Source organism: Pedobacter sp. KBS0701, from assembly GCF_005938645.2.
GTDB lineage: Bacteria > Bacteroidota > Bacteroidia > Sphingobacteriales > Sphingobacteriaceae > Pedobacter.
In genome coordinates this window covers 3,125,088-3,142,223 of the sequence record NZ_CP042171.1, presented here as the reverse complement: position 1 = coordinate 3,142,223, position 17,136 = coordinate 3,125,088, and the positions used below count along the sequence as shown (strand labels likewise).

Genomic DNA, 17,136 nt, shown 5'->3' with positions numbered 1-17,136 from the left:
AACATAAAAAATCTCAAAAAAATTAAAATAACTATCTTTATACAAATGTTGCTCTATGATTAAAAGATTTACCCTTTTTACCGTCTTATTTTTAATCAACTTCATTGCCTTTGCGCAGGATGATGTAAAATACCGTGTAATTCTTTTTGGAGACGCAGGCGAAATGAACCCTGCCCAAATGCAGGATTTAAAAAATGCTGCAAAGCAGATCCTTCCCAAAAAAACAACCGTTGTATATCTGGGCGATAATATTTATCCAACCGGAATGGGCCTGCCAGGCAGTGTAGAAGAGGATACAACCAAAAAGATTCTACGTTCGCAGTTCGAACCGATGCGAAAAATGGGGGCTGCGGTTTATTTTATCCCTGGCAACCACGATTGGGATAAATCCGGGCCTAAAGGACTGGCCAAAATAAAAGCCCAGGGCGATTACCTCAGGCAACAGAACGACCCTTTACTGAAACTGATTCCAGATAATGGTTGTCCTGATCCCATAGCGATTAAATTAACCGATAAACTCACCATTATTGCCTACGATAGTGAATGGTGGTTGTTCCCCTACAATAAATCTAATCCTGATGGCGATTGCGACTGCCGTACCAAAGATGAGGTGCTGGTAAAAATGGAGCAGTTATTGGAAGAAAATAAAGATAAAGTAATTCTTCTGGCATCGCACCATCCCTTCCAAAGTTACGGGCCACATGGTGGTTATTTTAACTTAAGAAATCATCTGTTTCCGTTAACATCTTTAAACAAAAATCTCTATATCCCTTTGCCTGGCTTAGGTTCTGTTTATCCTTTATTACGTTCTACCTTATTGAGTCCTGAAGATTTAAACCACCCGGCTTATAAGGATATGATTAAATCGGTAACCGGTGTATTTGGCGATTATCCAAATGTAACTTATGTGGCCGGGCATGAACATGGCCTACAGTTAATTAAGGGAAAACAATTGCAGATTATCAGTGGATCGGGTTCAAAAGTATCACCAAATAAAGAAGGTAAAACCTCATTGTTTCACGAAATGCAGCAGGGTTACGTAGTGGCCGATCAGTTGAAGAACAATGATATGCGTTATGAATATTATATCTATTCAGATACCAGCGTTAAAAAGGTTTACAGTTACCTGAAAAAGTTCGAAACCATTTCTCAAAAAGTAAGAAACAGAGATAAACCAATAACTGCCGATAGCATTTTTGTGCGCGTTAAGCCAGAATACGATAGTGTTGGCCGTTTTCACCGATATGTTTTCGGCGAAAATTACCGTAAAGAGTATGCCGAAAAAACAAAAGTTCCTGTGCTGCGTGTTTCGCAAATGATGGGTGGTTTAAAAGCAACCCAACGTGGTGGTGGTAACCAATCGCGATCATTGCGTTTAGAAGATAAAGACGGCAAAGAATATGTATTGCGAAGCGTAGAAAAATATCCGGAAGTACTTCTGCCTGCTGCCTTACGCGAAACTTTTGCGAAAGATATTATAAAGGATAACATGTCAGCACAGCATCCGTTTTCGGCACTCGTGGTTCCTGAACTTGCCAAAGCTGGTGGCATTGCACATAGCAACCCGATTATTGGCTGGGTTTCGCCTGATGATAATCTTGGAGAATTTGAATCAGCTTTTGCAAATACCCTGTGTTTATTCGAAGAGCGGGAACCCACCGGAGATTCAGACAACTCTCCAAAAATGGATAGAAAGCTTACTGATGATAATGATAATAAACTGGATGGACCATCATGGGTGAGAGCAAGGGCATTTGATGTATTATTGGGTGATTGGGACAGGCACGAAGATCAATGGCGCTGGAAAGCAACCAAAACCAAGGACGGTCAGATTTATACGCCAGTGCCTAGAGACCGTGATCAGGTATTTTTTAGATCAGATGGCTTTTTACAGCGTTATACACAATCTTCGTCATTATTACCAATGATGCAGGGTTACGAACGTGGCATACAGAATATCAATTGGTTTTTATGGGAAGGAAGGGAAATCAGCAGCCGCTGGACCGCTAATATCGATGAGGAGGAATTTGATAAAATTGTGAAAGATTTCTGCGCAAATTATAACGATGCAGTTTTCGAAAAAGCATTGAAAAAACTCCCTGAACCAAGTTATTCCCTTCATCATGATGCTTTTCTGGCGCAGATGCGTAACCGGATAGCCACTTTGCCAAAGCTGATGAACCAGTACTATCATTTTTTTAACCGCATTGTGGATATCGAAGTGACCAATAAGAATGAACGCATTCAGATTACCGATGCTGAAAACGATGGATTACGGGTGAAAATCAATAAAATTTCTAAAGAGGGTAATATTAAAGATGAGCTTTTTGACCGGAAATTTGACCCGAAAGTAACCAAAGAGATCAGGGTGTACATGCACAATGGTAACGATAGCCTGATCCTGAACAATAAAAACTCAAATATTAAACTACGGATTATTGGTGGAAAGGGTACTAAAGTTTACGATTTTGCAAACAGTAACGGATCTGTAAAATTATATGGCAGAACGGATAAGGCAACTTATAACGGAGAGGATGCCAATAAGATCAGAAAAATAATCTCTAATGATACTTCAAATTTTAGCTACATCCCGAAAGATATGTACCGCCGAAATTCTTGGTTATTAAATGCTGGTTATAATCAGGATGACGGGGTTTTATTGGGTTTGATTTATAAACAAACCAATCCAGGTTTCAGAAAGCAACCTTATGGCAATTCGCAAACCATTTCTTTTCTGCACTCTTTCTCTACAAAAGCCTTCAGGTTTAATTATAAAGGTGAGTGGTTAAAAGCTTTAGGAAAGGGCGATTTTGTATTAAAAGCCGATGCTTTCGCCCCAAATAACACACAGAATTTCTTTGGTTTAGGTAACGAAACACATTTTGATGAGCATGGCGATGATGATGATAATATCAGGTATTACCGTGCACGTTTCAATCTTTACCAGGTTGATGCCTCCATTAGGTGGCGCCGTCCTAAATCTACTTTTAGTGTTGGTCCGTCCTATCAATATTATAAATATAATCAGGAAGATAACGATGGCCGTTTTATCGAAAATACATCACAATTGCATTCTTCTGATTCGCTTACCGTTAGAAACGAAAAGATGTTTGCAGGTGCATTTGTGAATTTCACCAACAACACCCGCGATAATGATTTATTACCAACTTTAGGTAGTTATGTAGATTTTAAACTATTGGGCTACAAAGGCATTAACAAATATTCTAACTCTTATGGGCAGTTTACAGCGAGTATAGCATTATATAAAAACCTGGATGGCAGAAAAAACTTCATTTTGGCAGACCGTTTTGGTGGTGGGGTAACCATTGGTAAACCTGCATTTTACCAGGCCTTATTTCTAGGCGGACAAGGAAATCTTTTAGGCTATCGTCAGTTCAGGTTTGCGGGGGAACATACGTTTTACAATAATTTAGAGTTACGTGCTAAACTTGGCGATTTAGTAAGCTACGTTTTACCCGGACAAGTTGGCTTACTGGGTTTTTATGATGTAGGCAGGGTATGGAAAAGAAATGAAGCCTCTACATTGTGGCACCATGGTGTAGGAGGAGGGGTTTATTTTGCTCCCGCATCACTCACAGTTGTGCGATTTGTGATGGGACATTCTTCGGATGGCTGGTATCCTTATGTATCGCTTAATTTTAGGTACTAAATTTGTGTAACATATTAATAGATCTAATATCCAAGTATTACGTTCAGCAGACGAATATTGCTTTAAGGAGTATGTATCTTTGCAATGGATTAGTAATTAAATAGATAACTATAAATTTTACACTATAGCAAACTTATACAATGAATACCAATGTAATACAGATACATAAAAACGAATGTATACATTGCCAGGTAGAATCATCTCTGTCTTTTCGCCCCCTTGTGGAGTATTTAAAAGGCAGGTTGAAAACAGAAAAATCGGTAAAATCTGAATTTTACAGGTTTTTACTTCAAAAAATTGAAAAAGACGATGTGCTGCTTGGCAACATCAGTGCAGAAGAATTATCCAAATATAAAGATACTTTAGAATTAATTTTTACTATTCTAACCCCTTTAATGGATAACGAAGATGATTTGTTTTGGGCTTTAAGTACCCCGATCCCGGATCAGATTTTTTTTAGCACCAATGCATTTTATAAATTTTTTAAGGATCACGATCCTAAAAACAAGGTAACGAAAGATAATGAGCCGGTTGAGAAAAAACAGCTTAAGTTTATCTATAACGTAATTTTAGGCCGTTTTTATAATTTTACCCCGGTACTGAAAAACGAGATCATTTATGCGCACATTAATGAGGAAACGAAACTAACGCAGTATTATAATATCCAGACGGATACCAAGTTTGTAGACATTATGCATAAGGGCGATTTGCCTGAGCTGAATTTCGAAGAATTAGGTAAACATTTTCAGGAAGAAACGGAATTAGAATACCTGGTAGAAAATCTGTCTTTGAGTAATTTCCATTTTGAAGGCTTTAGCATCATTTCCATTACCGATGTTACTTTGCAACACTCTATTGAAGGTATTCGGGGTGCGTTGGCTGATCATAACTACCAGACCGAAGCTTATAGCCATGTAATACATGCGTTAAAAACTCTTAGTGGTAACAGTAAGCTGGAATTTGGCCTGATGCCTTTTTTAACGGTTAATAATAAGCTGGTATTTGATAACCAGGAGTTTTCGCAAAGTAAGCTCATTAATTCGGCAAAAGCTTCTAATTTAGAAGAAGAAGTTTTTTATTCGCTGGTTGATAAGTACAAGGAAAACCCAAGGGCTATTTTTGTGGGCGCCATTAACGAAGATCAGATAGAGAAAGATCCTTTTTTAAAGGTTTTAAAAGCTGCGGGTGTTAGTTCTTATTCAGTGCTGCCTATTTACTATAATAAAGAGCTGGCAGGCGTACTTGAGGTATATTCTAATGATGAAGTAGCTGTTGATGATAAATTGTTATCCAGGTTACGTCCGGCAATGCCGTTAATCGGTCAGCTTTTCCAATACAGCATTGAAGAGTTTAATGCCAAAATGGACGAAATTTTAATGGATAAATTTACGGCTCTGCAACCTTCCGTTCAGTGGAAATTTAACGAGGCCGTTTGGCATTTTCTTCAGCAGAATAATGGTTATCACAAGTTAAAAGAAATCGAGACGGTTACCTTTAAACATTTATACCCGCTGTTTGGTGCTATTGATATCCGCAACTCCACCATCGAGCGTAATAAAGCGCTTAAAGATGATATGGAAGTGCAGTTAAATACCTTAATTGATACTTTAAAACTCATCCGTAAGCATGTTTCTTTAGAGCTGATTGATAAGCTGGTTTTTAATTGTAAGGACTGGATTAAACGAATTGGCGATTTTGCTTCATCAAACGAAGAAAGTCAGCTGAACGAATTTTTGGAAGTTGAGGTTTATCCTTTCTTGTCTATCATTAAAGGAAATCATCCTCAAACAGCCGACGTGATTGATAAATATTTCGAAGTGGTGGTGCCAGAAACCGGAGCCGCATTCGAAAACCGCAGGCAGCTTGAAGTTTCCATGCAGCTGATCAATACCGAAGTAAGTCAGTACCTTGAAAAATCGCAATCAAAGCTGCAGGCTTCTTATCCTTGTTATTTCGCCAAATTTAGAACAGATGGGGTAGAATACGATATTTATATTGGCCAGGACATTGCGCCCGAAAAACCCTTTGATTTGCTTTACCTGAAAAATATCCGCTTGTGGCAGCTTACTTCCATGGTTGATATTGCCCGGTTATCAAATAGTTTAATTGCCGAAATGCCACGCGCACTCGAAACTACGCAATTGATTTTTATCCACTCAAATGCTATTGATATTAGTTTCAGGAACGATGAACGCCGTTTTGATGTGGAAGGAGCCTATAATATCCGTTACGAAGTTGTTAAAAAACGGATTGATAAAGTGCTGATAAAAGGAACTTCAGAACGTTTAACACAGCCTCATAAAATTTCTATGGTTTACTTTAATCCTGAAGAAGCCAAAGAATATGTAGAATATATCAAATACATGCAGGTTCAAGGTTATTTAAATGACGATTTAGAGCAATTGGAATTGGATGAACTTCAGGGTGTATCAGGCTTAAAAGCGTTAAGGGTAGGCGTAAAGTATCTGGAAAATAAAGTAACGACAAAGACAGATGCTGCTAAAAAGCTTAAACCTAAAGAAATCAAATCTATTGAGAAGGAGATCGCAAAGGTGTTGCAGCACTAATAATCGTAAGAAGTCGTCATTAATTTTGTGCATTCCATCGTCCTCTTAGATTTTCCCATATAACAAAAGGCTTTCTGATCCCGATCAGAAAGCCTTATTTCATTTGTGTGTTTTATAATTAGTTGATGGCAGCAATTTCTCTTTCAACAGCATCAGTTTCTATCGAACTGATATTGGTTTTTAAAGCAGCAAATTTATCGATGGTTAACTTTTGTGATTTACCCATTACCAAAGTATGGATATCAGTAGAGCCGCTTAATTTTAAATCTGCATAATCTGAAATCACAGTATATAAACCTTCTGAGCTGGTATTGATATCTGCATGAGCATTTCCTTTTAAAAAGATCTGAAGATATTTGGTGTTTAGTTTTCCTTCAGTTTTAACAATGGCATTTTCTGATGCTTCAATCCTGAAAAAATCATTTACATAAACGGTTAATTTTGCTTTTTCAGTACTGGTTGAAGTGATTTTTAAATTATCCCCCATTTGCATCACTTTTGCTGTTCCTATGTTATCATCACTATAAAAAATACCGGCATTACTTCTTTGGATAATGGTTACTTCTACATTTCCTGCCACTGAAATTCTTCTAAAGGCCGATATTTTTATAATGGCATCTGGTTCTTTTTCTATTGCAGAAACCCTTGTGGTAAATACAGCAGATGATAAAACAATTGCTGTTAATGAAGTTGCGATTAGCGTTTTGATAGCGGTTTTCATAATATTTTTATTTAATAATTAAATGTTAATTAATTGTTATTTAAATGTTTAAGTATTTTTGTTTTTGTTTTGATGATAAGACGCGGTGAAATGAAAAACGTTGCAGGCCATATTGCATTTTTATACAATCGATACGTAATACTCGACGAACAGGCATTAATCCAAGACGAAAACCTGAAACTTTACCAAGCATTTGTAAAATAATTTAAGATCCATTTTTGGATTGCTCTTTTTTTTTATCTTTAATGAGAATTTAGTCTGTTTATTTATGAAGAAAAAGGTTGTACTTGTTCAGGATAATAAAGATATCCTTGATATAATGGACCAGGTATTGGAAGAAGAGGGCTTTGATGTTACCGCATCTTTAACAACCGATCCTATAGATAAAATAGATGAAATTGAGCCCGATGTAGTGATTGTGGATGATCACATCAAAGGCAAAAAGAAAGGGTCGCAGGTGATTAAAGAACTTAAATCTGACCCTGAAACGCAAGACCTACCGGCCGTGCTCACCTCAACATCCAATAACTTACCGCAACAGGCAGAAGATTGCAAAGCCGATGATTATATTGAAAAACCATTTGATATCGATCACATGGTTGATGTGGTAAAGAAAAATACTTAGCGTTTATTTAATAGTATAATCGTCCTTTTCGATCCGATAGCTATCGGATGGAGTGCAATGGAAAGGAGAAATCTACAAAAGCATTTTACCGGATTTAATTTATTGATTTCCCGACTGCGCTCAAAATTACGGATCTAAATAAAAGTCTCCTGCAATTATTAATTATAAACATATTGCACCTTAGGTTATAAAAGTTACCACAACAATAAACCGAATGGCAGATGGATTGTTTAGTCCTCATGACGTGTTTACTTAAACAATAAATATACCTATGACCTTTTGCAAAACTGTCCTTCTATTTTCCCTGTCTTTTGGTTTAACAAATGCGGCGTTTGCCCAGGTAACGAAACCTGCGCCATTGCAACAAAATGTAACATCGAACAAACAAATGGTCGACCAGGCAATTTTAGCAATTCGACAGGATGTGCAGAAAATCAATTCAAAGCCGTTAAAAAAGGAACACTACACTTATGAATCTGCCGGTTGTACGGAGGACGGCGTAGTGAATTACTATTTTGACGGAAAAGCCATCGTTAAAATCGTAGAATCAGGTTCAATAGGTGATGGGAGCTGGGTAAATGAATACTATTACCGATCGGGTAAAGTTATTTTTTGTTTTGAGACCATTATTGGCGGACCTGCCATTGGCAAGGTTACCAAAACAGAATACCGGTTTTACGTTAAAGATGGCATTCCTTTAAAAACAATGGAAGGAGCGAAGACTGTAAAATCGGATTCAAAAGCCAGTGAGTCTATCGGAACTGCAGGCAGCATATTTGAAGCTTATACATCAAAAGATTTTGCCGGAGCATTATGTAATTAATCCATTCCAAATAGCTACCGGTTTAGTGCAACCATATTAATCTCCTTTTATCTTTCTAAAGTGGGTTTATAGGTATCCGTATGTACAGTAGCCTGTAACTCGTGCAAAATCTGGTATAACCCAAAATTAGTCCGGTTAACATAAATAAAATGTTTTACCCCACGGGCCTGTTTAAATTCTGGCATTTTAGAAATCTTTTCACCGTATGCGTACAGCTGCTCAAAAAAATCAGGCTTACTAAAATCAAAAGATTTACTGATATAAGGTTTGGCAAAGAGACTGATCATTTCCCTATATGATTTATAATAAAATTCAACCTGCTCAGCAGAATCGTCTGCGTGGATCATATCCAGTTTTTTAAAAGCATCGATCGTTTTATTTTTATCATTGATGACATCAGTAGAAATTAAGGAAAAAAAAGGGTAATAAAAGTCATCTGGCATTTCTTTAATACAGCCAAAATCAATTACGCCTAAATTTTCATCTGGAGTGATCATAAAATTCCCCGGATGTGGATCTGCATGTACAGCCCTCAGTTCGTGTTGCTGAAAGTTGTAGAAATCCCATAAAGCCTGACCGATTTTATTCCGAAGTTGCTGAGACGGATTGGTTTGCAAAAATTCCTTTAAGTGCTGCCCATCAATCCAATCCATCGTGATGATACGTTTACCAGATAGTTCGGGATAATATTTCGGGAAAACCACATGATCAAGGTTTTTACAGGCTTCAGAAAATTCCATAGAACGTTTAACTTCCAGTTCGTAATCCGTTTCTTCGAGCAAACGTTCTTCAACTTCTTTGATATAGATGTTCAATTCTCTTTCAGACATGCCCAGTAAACGGAATGCAAAAGGTTTTACCAGTTTTAAATCAGACGAAATACTATCGCCCACGCCTGGATATTGAATTTTGATGGCTAATTTTTTGCCATTAAGCATGGCCTGGTGTACTTGCCCGATAGAAGCTGCATTGCTGGAATTTAAGTTAAAACTATCGAAAATGTTTTCTGGTGTTTTACCGAAATTTTTGGTGAAAGTACGCACAATTAACGGACCTGAGAGGGGGGGAGCATTGTATTGCGACTGGCTAAATTTATCAACATACGATTTAGGCAGGATATTTTTATCCATGCTCAGCATTTGTGCAATTTTTAAGGCGCTGCCTTTTAGTTCGCTCAGTGATTTATAAATGTCGGTTGCATTATCCTCATTAAGCTGTTCCCGGTCCATTTCAGGATTAAACAGTTTTTTCGAATAATGTTTAATGTAATTACCTCCGATCTGAATACCTGTTTTAACAAATTTTGCCGAACGCTCTACCTTTGTAGTTGGAATACTTTTTTGTGTCTTCATCTGGTGTTTAAAACCTCATCTTTTCTGCAAATTTTCCATTCCTGGATAAAAACTTCCCGTATTCCAATAAATTATCAATTGGCGAATGCTGAAAGAGATCGAAAGTAACATTAATGCCTTTTTCTATGGCTTCATCGCTTTTTTCGAAAGCTTCACTATCATCGTTGATCCAGAAATTAAGAATAAAGGCAAACTGGATCCATAAGGCATCCTTATATCTTTTGCTTAAAAAGCGGCGCTCAGCAAGTTCTCCACTATCTAAACCCTCTTCAATAATTTCTTGTGCGAAGTTCTCGAAAACAGGCTTTACGCCAGCCAGTACATCAGGGGTAGAAAATTTACCCCGGTGATTTTTTAAACTATAAATCACAAAACTGCGTTCATTCTTCAGATTTTCAAGATAACTGTAAAAGAATGAAAGCATTTTTTCTCTGGCCGTATACTGGAGCCAAACTTCCTGCTCTTTGATTTTAGTAATGGTTTCGAAAGTGAGTTCAAACCAGATTGTTTTCTCAATGCTTTCGAAAGAAGAGAAAAACTGATAAAAATCGGCTTCGGTAATTTTAATTTTTTTTGCAAAAATGTAAACCGATTTAGGCTTTTCATTGTTCGTTAAAACATAATCTAAATACCCTTTTCTAATTTGTTCAGCAGTTGCCATATCGCTATTTTTTACAATTATAACGTTTAATTAATCGGGTTGTTTTTACTGCTGTTTTTTTGTTGATCACGAAATTGTAATAATAGCTTTCAAAATATTTGAAAGTTGGTTTTTAGACTAATAATTTTAGTTTTATAAAATTTTAATGTTGATAATTTTTTATGATAAAGCTAATATATTTAGTATTTTTGCTGCTGATTATTCCTTTTAATTAAAGCACAGTAATATGATCCAGGTAAACGATTTTTTATATGGCAAAATGGAACTGCCAATGGTATTTTCCGATCTGTTAAATACTGACGCTTTAAAAAGATTAGGTGGGGTTCACCAAAGCGGTGCTATATTTTTGGTCAATCCGGATATCTGCCATTCACGGCTGGAGCATGCTATCGGAGTGACCATGCTGATCAGGATGCTTGGTGGTTCGGAACTGGAGCAAATTGCTGGCTTGCTACACGATATTTCGCATACTGCCTTTTCTCATGTGGGTGATTATGTATTCGACAATTTGGACGAAGATTATCATGAAAAGATTTTTGCCGAGGTTTTATGTAAATCTGAAGTGCCTGATGTACTGTTGAAATATGGATATAATGTTAACCAGATTCTGTATGGCACCTTTGATATTTTAGAACAGCCCTTGCCAGCGCTCTGTGCCGATCGTTTGGATTATACTTTACGGGATGGAGTTCATGGTGGGGTAATTTCCCGCCAGCGTGCACGCGAATTTTTGACTTCAGTTGTTTTGAATGATGGGAAAATAGCGGTGAATGCACAAACTGAAGTAGCATGGATTAATGAAGCTTTTGAGAAGCTGAATAATGAGGTTTTTAAATTGCCCCTTCATTTATATGCTAATGGCAAAATGGCCGAACTGATCAAAAAATTTTTGAATAAAGGAATATTGGTTGAAAGTGATCTGTTTAAAACAGATACCATGCTGCTGAACAAAATCAGAACATCATATGAAGGTTATGAAGCCATCAAGTCGATCAAACAATTAAAAGGTTTAGCCGAATTTATGCGCCATGGAGCGGTACCAAATATTAAAAAAAGAACATTGAATGCTTTGTTGGTTTAGTTTTTAGGGGTTGGTGTTAAGCGTCGATTATTTTCTTCGTTTTCGTCATCCTGAACTTGTTTCAGGATCTTTCTTGTATAATTAATTTAATTTGGAGGCTATGCCAGGTACTATGGAAAACAAAGACCAATAAAGAAATCAAACAATCCGGTTCAAAATAAATCACGTATATTGGGGAAAATATAACGATATGTCTGCAATAGAAATTATTTTAATCGGCGTGGTTATCCTGCTTATTTTTGGTGGTAAGAAACTTCCCGAACTAATGAGGGGAATAGGGAAGAGTGTAAAAGAATTTAAGGATGCCAAAAATGAGCCGCCAGTTAAATAATTCTTATTAGTGAAACATTCTTTTACAGGCACTGTTTTAATTAAAATAAATACCAAATAATGGAAAATCAAAAACAAGACCTGGCCAAATCAAAATCAGATTTTACTGAAAAAAATGCTGAAAATCCTGATAAAGGACTCAATAACTGGAACGACCGTTTGGATGAGAATCTGGAGCCTGAAGCGCATAGTGATCATGAGGCAGATGAAAAGGCCAAAGATTTTTCAGAGAAATATGGTAGTGGCGATCAGTCCGACCAGGGAAATAACTGAATTTTTATTATATAGCCGCTTTTATAAGGTGGCTTTTTTAGTTATATCCATCTTTACCATTTCTATTTTTTCATAGCAATTGTGTTCATATGTGAAATTTTTTTACACTACTCTTAAGATTTATTACACGAAAGGTGATTTTTACCACTTAAAATTGTTAAAACTTTATAATTGTTTTTTCTTGTGATTTGATTAATGGTATATTGCATATCTATATCAAACAACATGTATAACGTTTTCAATTAGGCTGATAGGTAATGAAGAGGCATTGGTTATTGGTTTTTTTTGTGTCTTTGTTTTTTAACCAAACATTCGGGCAAAATATATCTAATGAAGGAACTGATTTTTGGACAGTTTTCCCTACCCATGTACCCTCAAGAGCAACTAATGGAGTAACCCCTTATGGCAATATTGCTGTTTTTGTAACATCAAAATCTACTTCTGAAGTTACTGTAACCTGTGGGAATGCAGTGCCTGTTACAAAGACTATTCCAGCCAATACAGCCGTGAGGTTTGATGTTCCAAGAGCCAATGCTTATATAGATGGAATATCGGAAGCCAATCGGGTTTTAACAAATAAAGGGATACATGTTAAGGTTACCGATGGTAAGCCAAAAGTTTCTGTTTATACCCATATTTATGGTGCGGCGAGATCTGCTGCTTCGTTAATTTTGCCATTTGAAACTTTAGGCCAGACCTATTACTCTATGAATTTTTCGCAGAGCACCGGGGGCAATAATTTTTTAACACTGGTAGCTGTAGAAGATAATACGGATATCATTTTGCATGAAAAAAATGGCAATAAAATTCCCATCACCTTAAACAAAGCTGGTGATGTTTATGAATACTTAGCGTATGGAACACAAGATCTTACCGGTACTTTTGTAGAAACAGATCCTGCAACATCTTCTTGTAAACGTTTTGCGGCATTTTCAGGTTCTTCAGTAATTGCAATTGTTTGTGGTTCCTCCCAGGATCCATTATTTCAGCAACTTTATCCCACAAACAGCTGGGGTAAAAATTATGGTGTCGTACCCTTTATCAATAGAAAATATATTTTACGGATTCTTGCACAAGAAGATAATACAAGGGTAACTTATAATGGGACTACATATATTGTTAATAAAGGTGAACCTATTGAAAGCGAACAATTAACCAGCTCCACTTTTATCACAGCTGATAAATTAATTAGTGTAGCTGAGTATTCCTTAACGCAAGATTGTTCCTCTGCTAATGGAATCCCTACTTCAGGTGATCCGGAAATGGTGATATTAAATCCGATTGAATTTAATATAAAAGGGGTGACTGTTTTTTCTTCTGATTTGCAGGATATTACAGAAAAGTATGTAAATGTTTTAATTAAGACAGCTAGCATCTCAGGATTTAGGTATAACGGCGTGGCGCCAAATACCGCTTGGACCATTTTAAATGGGAATTCTATTTACTCCTATACGCAGATTCCGGTTAACGATGAAAGCATAACATTAACTGCCGGTGATGGCTTTAACGCTGTGGCTTACGGTTTTGGTGATCATGAATCCTATGCTTATTCTGCCGGTACAAATCTGTCTTCCAACAACTATCTTACCGTATTTAACACCGCAAAAAACGAAGAAGGACAAAATGGATGCGTTGGAGAAAATTATAATATTAAGATTTCACTTCCTTACAAACCCGAATACATTAATTGGTCGCTGGATAATGAAGCTGTAATTCATCAGGAGCCAACGCATTTACTGGAAACGAAAACTTTACCAGATGGGACCAGTATATTTACTTACGAATCTCCATACAATAAAACTTTTGCAGAAAAGGGTAAGCATAGCTTAGAAATTGTAGCGCATGTTCCCAATACATCATCATGTGTATCTGGTGATTTAACCACAAATTATACTTTTAATATTTACGATCTGCCCACAGCAAAGTTTGATCCTGTAATTGGCTGTTCACGTATGGATACTAAATTTAATGATTTAAGCATTTCTAATGCTGAAGACTTTGCAGTAACGAAATGGCTGTGGGATTTTGGCGATGGAAGTACACCATCTACTGAACAGCATCCTGTGCATACTTACGCCAGACCTGATAAATATAATGTCAGATTAACGGTTACTACAGGTTCGAATTGTTCAAATACATCAGAACCAGTTGAAATTACGATAAATCCTACCCCGTTTGCAGATTTTGTTGCGACTGAATTCTGTACAAATAAACCAACTGTTTTTACTGATAAATCAAGGATAGAAGGTGCAGGCAAAATAGTGAAATGGACCTGGGATTTTGGCGATGGAAGTGCTCCTTCTAACGAACAGCATCCCACTCATCAATACAATACCGCAGGCCTTTACACTGTTACACTAACTACAGAAAGCGACAAAGGTTGTGTTAACTCATTACCAAAGCCTATAACGATTATCAATCCTCCCTCAGCCGGATTTGAGCTACCCGACTTCTGTGTTAACGATGGCATGGCTAAGTTTAAAAATACTTCCAAAAATGGAGATGGAAGTACAACAGGTTTAAGTGCTCATTGGACCTTTACTTTTGATAATAATATAGTAGGAACCTCAACTGATTTTGATGGTTCTTTTTCGCCTACTGTTACTGGTGATTATACCGTGGCTTTAATTGTTAAAAATGGAGGTGATTGTGAAATGTCAAAAACACTTACCTTCACCATTAACGGGGCGGTTAAAACTGCTGATTTTGATATCATAAAAGATAATGTTTGTGTGAGCGATAAGATTATCATAAAAAATACATCAACTACTTTTGCAGGCAGGATTACGAAAATTGAAATTTATAGGGATTATCCGAATGAAACCAGCATTTATAAAACCATTCCTTATCCTGATGATAGTAATATAGAGATCCAGTACAATACTTTTGGCGGTATCACTGATCGCAGTTTTAATATTAAGTTGGTGGCTTATTCAGGTGAAAGATGTTTAGAGAAAGTAGAGAAACCAGTTATCTTAAAACCGGTTCCGCAATTAGAGTTTGATGATATACCTGCCGTTTGCGAAGCCGATGGAACAGTGCTTATCACACAGGGAAAGCAAAAAGCTGGGGAAGAAGTGACCGGAGGTGCTGGTGAATATGCTGGAGATGGCGTAAAGGCCGACGGAACCTTTAATCCTAAAATTGCAGGAGTTGGATCACATACCATCACCTATACTTTTAAAGGCGATAACGATTGTTCTTCTTCAGTTAGTAAAACCATTGTAGTCTACAAATCGCCAGTGGCCAATGCAGGTTCATTGATTTATATTTTGGCTGGTGAACAGATCGAGATCCCTGCAACAGCTGAAGGTGCCAATTTAAAATATGAATGGTCTCCGTCGATTGGTTTGAACAAAACAGATGTATTGAATCCGATTGCCTCACCAGATCAGGACACAGAATATACACTCAGGGCTACAACACAGCCAGAGGGTTGTACAACAACCACAAAAGTATTCATTAAAGTTTTACAGGCTATTAATCCACCCAATAGCTTTACACCAAATGGTGACAACGTAAATGATACCTGGATTATCAAATATTTAGAATCATATCCAAATGCTACAGTTGAAGTTTTTAACCGAAATGGAAATAAAGTGTTTTTTAGCAATGGATATAAAATACCTTTTGATGGTAACTATCAGAATGAACCTCTTCCGGTCGGCGTTTATTACTATATCATTAGGCCGGGTAACGGAAGAAAAGCAATAACCGGACCGCTCACCATAATCAGATAAATTGAAAAAACTCATCATCATATTTGCACTTTTTGCAACATTTAACTTATTTGCACAGCAAAAGCCGCAGTATACGCAATACATTTTTAACCAATACCTGTTAAATCCTGCACTGTCCGGAATTGAAAATTACCTCGATTTTAAAGCCGGTTACCGTAAACAATGGTCGGGTATTACCGACGCACCTCAAACTTCATTTGTGTCGGCAAACTGGGCACTGGGCGATAATCAGCTATGGAGTAATGTACTAACCTCTTTTCCGGAGCAAACAGGGAATCCGATGGACCGGAATTACATGCAAAACTACATGTCGTCGCCATCTCACCATGGAATGGGGCTAACCGCTGTTTTGGATAAAACTGGTCCGATAAAAAGACTGGATGCCAATGTTACCTATGCTTATCATTTGCAGTTGAGTAATAATTTTAATTTATCGGCTGGGGTAGCTGCAGGTATTTCGAGTATCTCGTTAGATGTAAATGCACTTACCTTTGATACGCCAACGGATCCTGTAATGAACAGGGCGTTGATTAATCAGGTAAAGCCAGATTTGAGTATAGGTTTATGGTTGTATGGTGCCAGGATGTTCGCAGGTGTTTCGGTACAGCAAATTTTACCTCAGAAACTAAGTTTCACAGGCGATAATAACTATAATCTGGGTAAAGAAGTGCCGCATTATTTTGCTACTGCAGGATATAAGTTTTTTGTCGACGATGAAATAGCAGCCATCCCATCCATTATGGTGAAATATGTATCACCTGCACCTGTATCTGTTGATGTAAACCTGAAACTGGCTTTTAAAGATAAAATCTGGTTAGGTGGGAGCTATCGTAAAGACGATTCTTTTGCTGCAATGGCAGGTTTCAATATTGGGAAAATGGTTAACCTGACTTATTCTTACGATTTTACCACTTCGCAGTTAAACCAGGTAAGCAACGGCAGCCACGAAATTGTGTTGGGTTTATTACTGAATAACATCTACAAAGTGCCATCTTATATTAAAATGTGGTAATATATCGGTATTCAGATATATCTTATCGATTGGAGCGCAAAGCCTGAATAAAATAGGGAATGTCCTCCCGTCTTCCGTTTTTACGCTTCGCTTCCTCGTACCTCGTCCCTGCAGGGTAACACTCCAGCCGGGGCTAAATGGCCCGGGCAGTTTTCATTTTTCGGGGTTTGCAGGGTGCACAAACTTTGTGCTCAAACCCGATTGCAATGCAAAGCCCGTAATCGAGAAATCCCGATTCAAAGGGTCGGACCTGGAATTGAAAGTTGGGGCTTAAGCTGCCA

General features: G+C 37.3%; 12 protein-coding genes. 9 read left to right on the top strand and 3 right to left on the bottom strand.

The features are described from left to right. The first annotated feature begins 55 nt into the window (after nucleotides 1–55). Together FFJ24_RS12700 and FFJ24_RS12695 are read left to right on the top strand one after the other, a co-directional pair. On the top strand, nucleotides 56–3,670 hold the full coding sequence (locus FFJ24_RS12700; RefSeq protein ID WP_138821840.1) for a BamA/TamA family outer membrane protein: 3,615 nt from the start codon (nucleotides 56–58) through the stop codon (nucleotides 3,668–3,670). Nucleotides 3,671–3,912: 242 nt separating this feature from the next. Beyond that, nucleotides 3,913–6,237 (top strand): GAF domain-containing protein, encoded by a 2,325-nt coding sequence (locus tag FFJ24_RS12695; RefSeq protein WP_138821839.1) that lies wholly within the window; start codon nucleotides 3,913–3,915, stop codon nucleotides 6,235–6,237. A 118-nt stretch (nucleotides 6,238–6,355) separates the two neighbouring features. Here FFJ24_RS12695 and FFJ24_RS12690 read toward each other — a convergent pair whose 3' ends face one another. Then, entirely contained in the window at nucleotides 6,356–6,958 is a 603-nt protein-coding gene (locus FFJ24_RS12690; RefSeq protein WP_138821838.1) for a GIN domain-containing protein, read from the bottom strand. Nucleotides 6,959–7,226: 268 nt separating this feature from the next. Here FFJ24_RS12690 and FFJ24_RS12685 point away from each other — a divergent pair, with 268 nt between their 5' ends. Next, nucleotides 7,227–7,583: a two-component system response regulator gene (locus FFJ24_RS12685; protein WP_138821837.1), complete on the top strand. Its 357-nt coding sequence runs from the start codon at nucleotides 7,227–7,229 to the stop codon at nucleotides 7,581–7,583. Between the two features lie 271 nt (nucleotides 7,584–7,854). Continuing rightward, entirely contained in the window at nucleotides 7,855–8,406 is a 552-nt protein-coding gene (locus tag FFJ24_RS12680) for a hypothetical protein (RefSeq protein WP_138821836.1), read from the top strand. 47 nt (nucleotides 8,407–8,453) lie between these two features. Here the strand turns inward: FFJ24_RS12680 and FFJ24_RS12675 are convergent, their stop codons facing one another. Both FFJ24_RS12675 and FFJ24_RS12670 read right to left on the bottom strand, forming a co-directional pair. Beyond that, nucleotides 8,454–9,758, bottom strand: a complete 1,305-nt coding sequence (locus FFJ24_RS12675; protein WP_138821835.1) for an AarF/ABC1/UbiB kinase family protein — start codon at nucleotides 9,756–9,758, stop codon at nucleotides 8,454–8,456. A gap of 7 nt (nucleotides 9,759–9,765) precedes the next feature. After that, nucleotides 9,766–10,419: a TetR family transcriptional regulator C-terminal domain-containing protein gene (locus FFJ24_RS12670; protein ID WP_138821834.1), complete on the bottom strand. Its 654-nt coding sequence runs from the start codon at nucleotides 10,417–10,419 to the stop codon at nucleotides 9,766–9,768. A gap of 226 nt (nucleotides 10,420–10,645) precedes the next feature. Here FFJ24_RS12670 and FFJ24_RS12665 point away from each other — a divergent pair, with 226 nt between their 5' ends. From FFJ24_RS12665 to FFJ24_RS12645, 5 genes are all read left to right on the top strand, one after another. Further along, nucleotides 10,646–11,500, top strand: coding sequence for an HD domain-containing protein (locus FFJ24_RS12665; protein WP_138821833.1), 855 nt, complete (start codon nucleotides 10,646–10,648; stop codon nucleotides 11,498–11,500). 190 nt (nucleotides 11,501–11,690) lie between these two features. Next, on the top strand, nucleotides 11,691–11,831 hold the full coding sequence (locus tag FFJ24_RS12660) for a twin-arginine translocase TatA/TatE family subunit (protein WP_084153034.1): 141 nt from the start codon (nucleotides 11,691–11,693) through the stop codon (nucleotides 11,829–11,831). Nucleotides 11,832–11,890: 59 nt separating this feature from the next. Then, a complete protein-coding gene (locus tag FFJ24_RS12655) occupies nucleotides 11,891–12,103 on the top strand; it encodes a hypothetical protein (RefSeq protein ID WP_138821832.1) in 213 nt (70 codons plus the stop codon). Between the two features lie 257 nt (nucleotides 12,104–12,360). Then, entirely contained in the window at nucleotides 12,361–15,843 is a 3,483-nt protein-coding gene (locus tag FFJ24_RS12650; RefSeq protein WP_138821831.1) for a PKD domain-containing protein, read from the top strand. Between the two features lies 1 nt (nucleotide 15,844). Beyond that, entirely contained in the window at nucleotides 15,845–16,855 is a 1,011-nt protein-coding gene (locus tag FFJ24_RS12645; protein WP_138821830.1) for a type IX secretion system membrane protein PorP/SprF, read from the top strand. Nucleotides 16,856–17,136: the final 281 nt, after the last annotated feature.

Excerpts from the sequence above, each read along its gene's own strand:
- FFJ24_RS12700 (WP_138821840.1), top strand. The coding sequence starts at position 56 with ATGATTAAAAGATTTACCCTTTTTACCGTCTTATTTTTAATCAACTTC.
- FFJ24_RS12690 (WP_138821838.1), bottom strand. The coding sequence starts at position 6,958 with ATGAAAACCGCTATCAAAACGCTAATCGCAACTTCATTAACAGCAATT.
- FFJ24_RS12685 (WP_138821837.1), top strand. The coding sequence starts at position 7,227 with ATGAAGAAAAAGGTTGTACTTGTTCAGGATAATAAAGATATCCTTGAT.
- FFJ24_RS12680 (WP_138821836.1), top strand. The coding sequence starts at position 7,855 with ATGACCTTTTGCAAAACTGTCCTTCTATTTTCCCTGTCTTTTGGTTTA.
- FFJ24_RS12675 (WP_138821835.1), bottom strand. The coding sequence starts at position 9,758 with ATGAAGACACAAAAAAGTATTCCAACTACAAAGGTAGAGCGTTCGGCA.
- FFJ24_RS12670 (WP_138821834.1), bottom strand. The coding sequence starts at position 10,419 with ATGGCAACTGCTGAACAAATTAGAAAAGGGTATTTAGATTATGTTTTA.
- FFJ24_RS12665 (WP_138821833.1), top strand. The coding sequence starts at position 10,646 with ATGATCCAGGTAAACGATTTTTTATATGGCAAAATGGAACTGCCAATG.
- FFJ24_RS12660 (WP_084153034.1), top strand. The coding sequence starts at position 11,691 with ATGTCTGCAATAGAAATTATTTTAATCGGCGTGGTTATCCTGCTTATT.
- FFJ24_RS12655 (WP_138821832.1), top strand. The coding sequence starts at position 11,891 with ATGGAAAATCAAAAACAAGACCTGGCCAAATCAAAATCAGATTTTACT.
- FFJ24_RS12650 (WP_138821831.1), top strand. The coding sequence starts at position 12,361 with ATGAAGAGGCATTGGTTATTGGTTTTTTTTGTGTCTTTGTTTTTTAAC.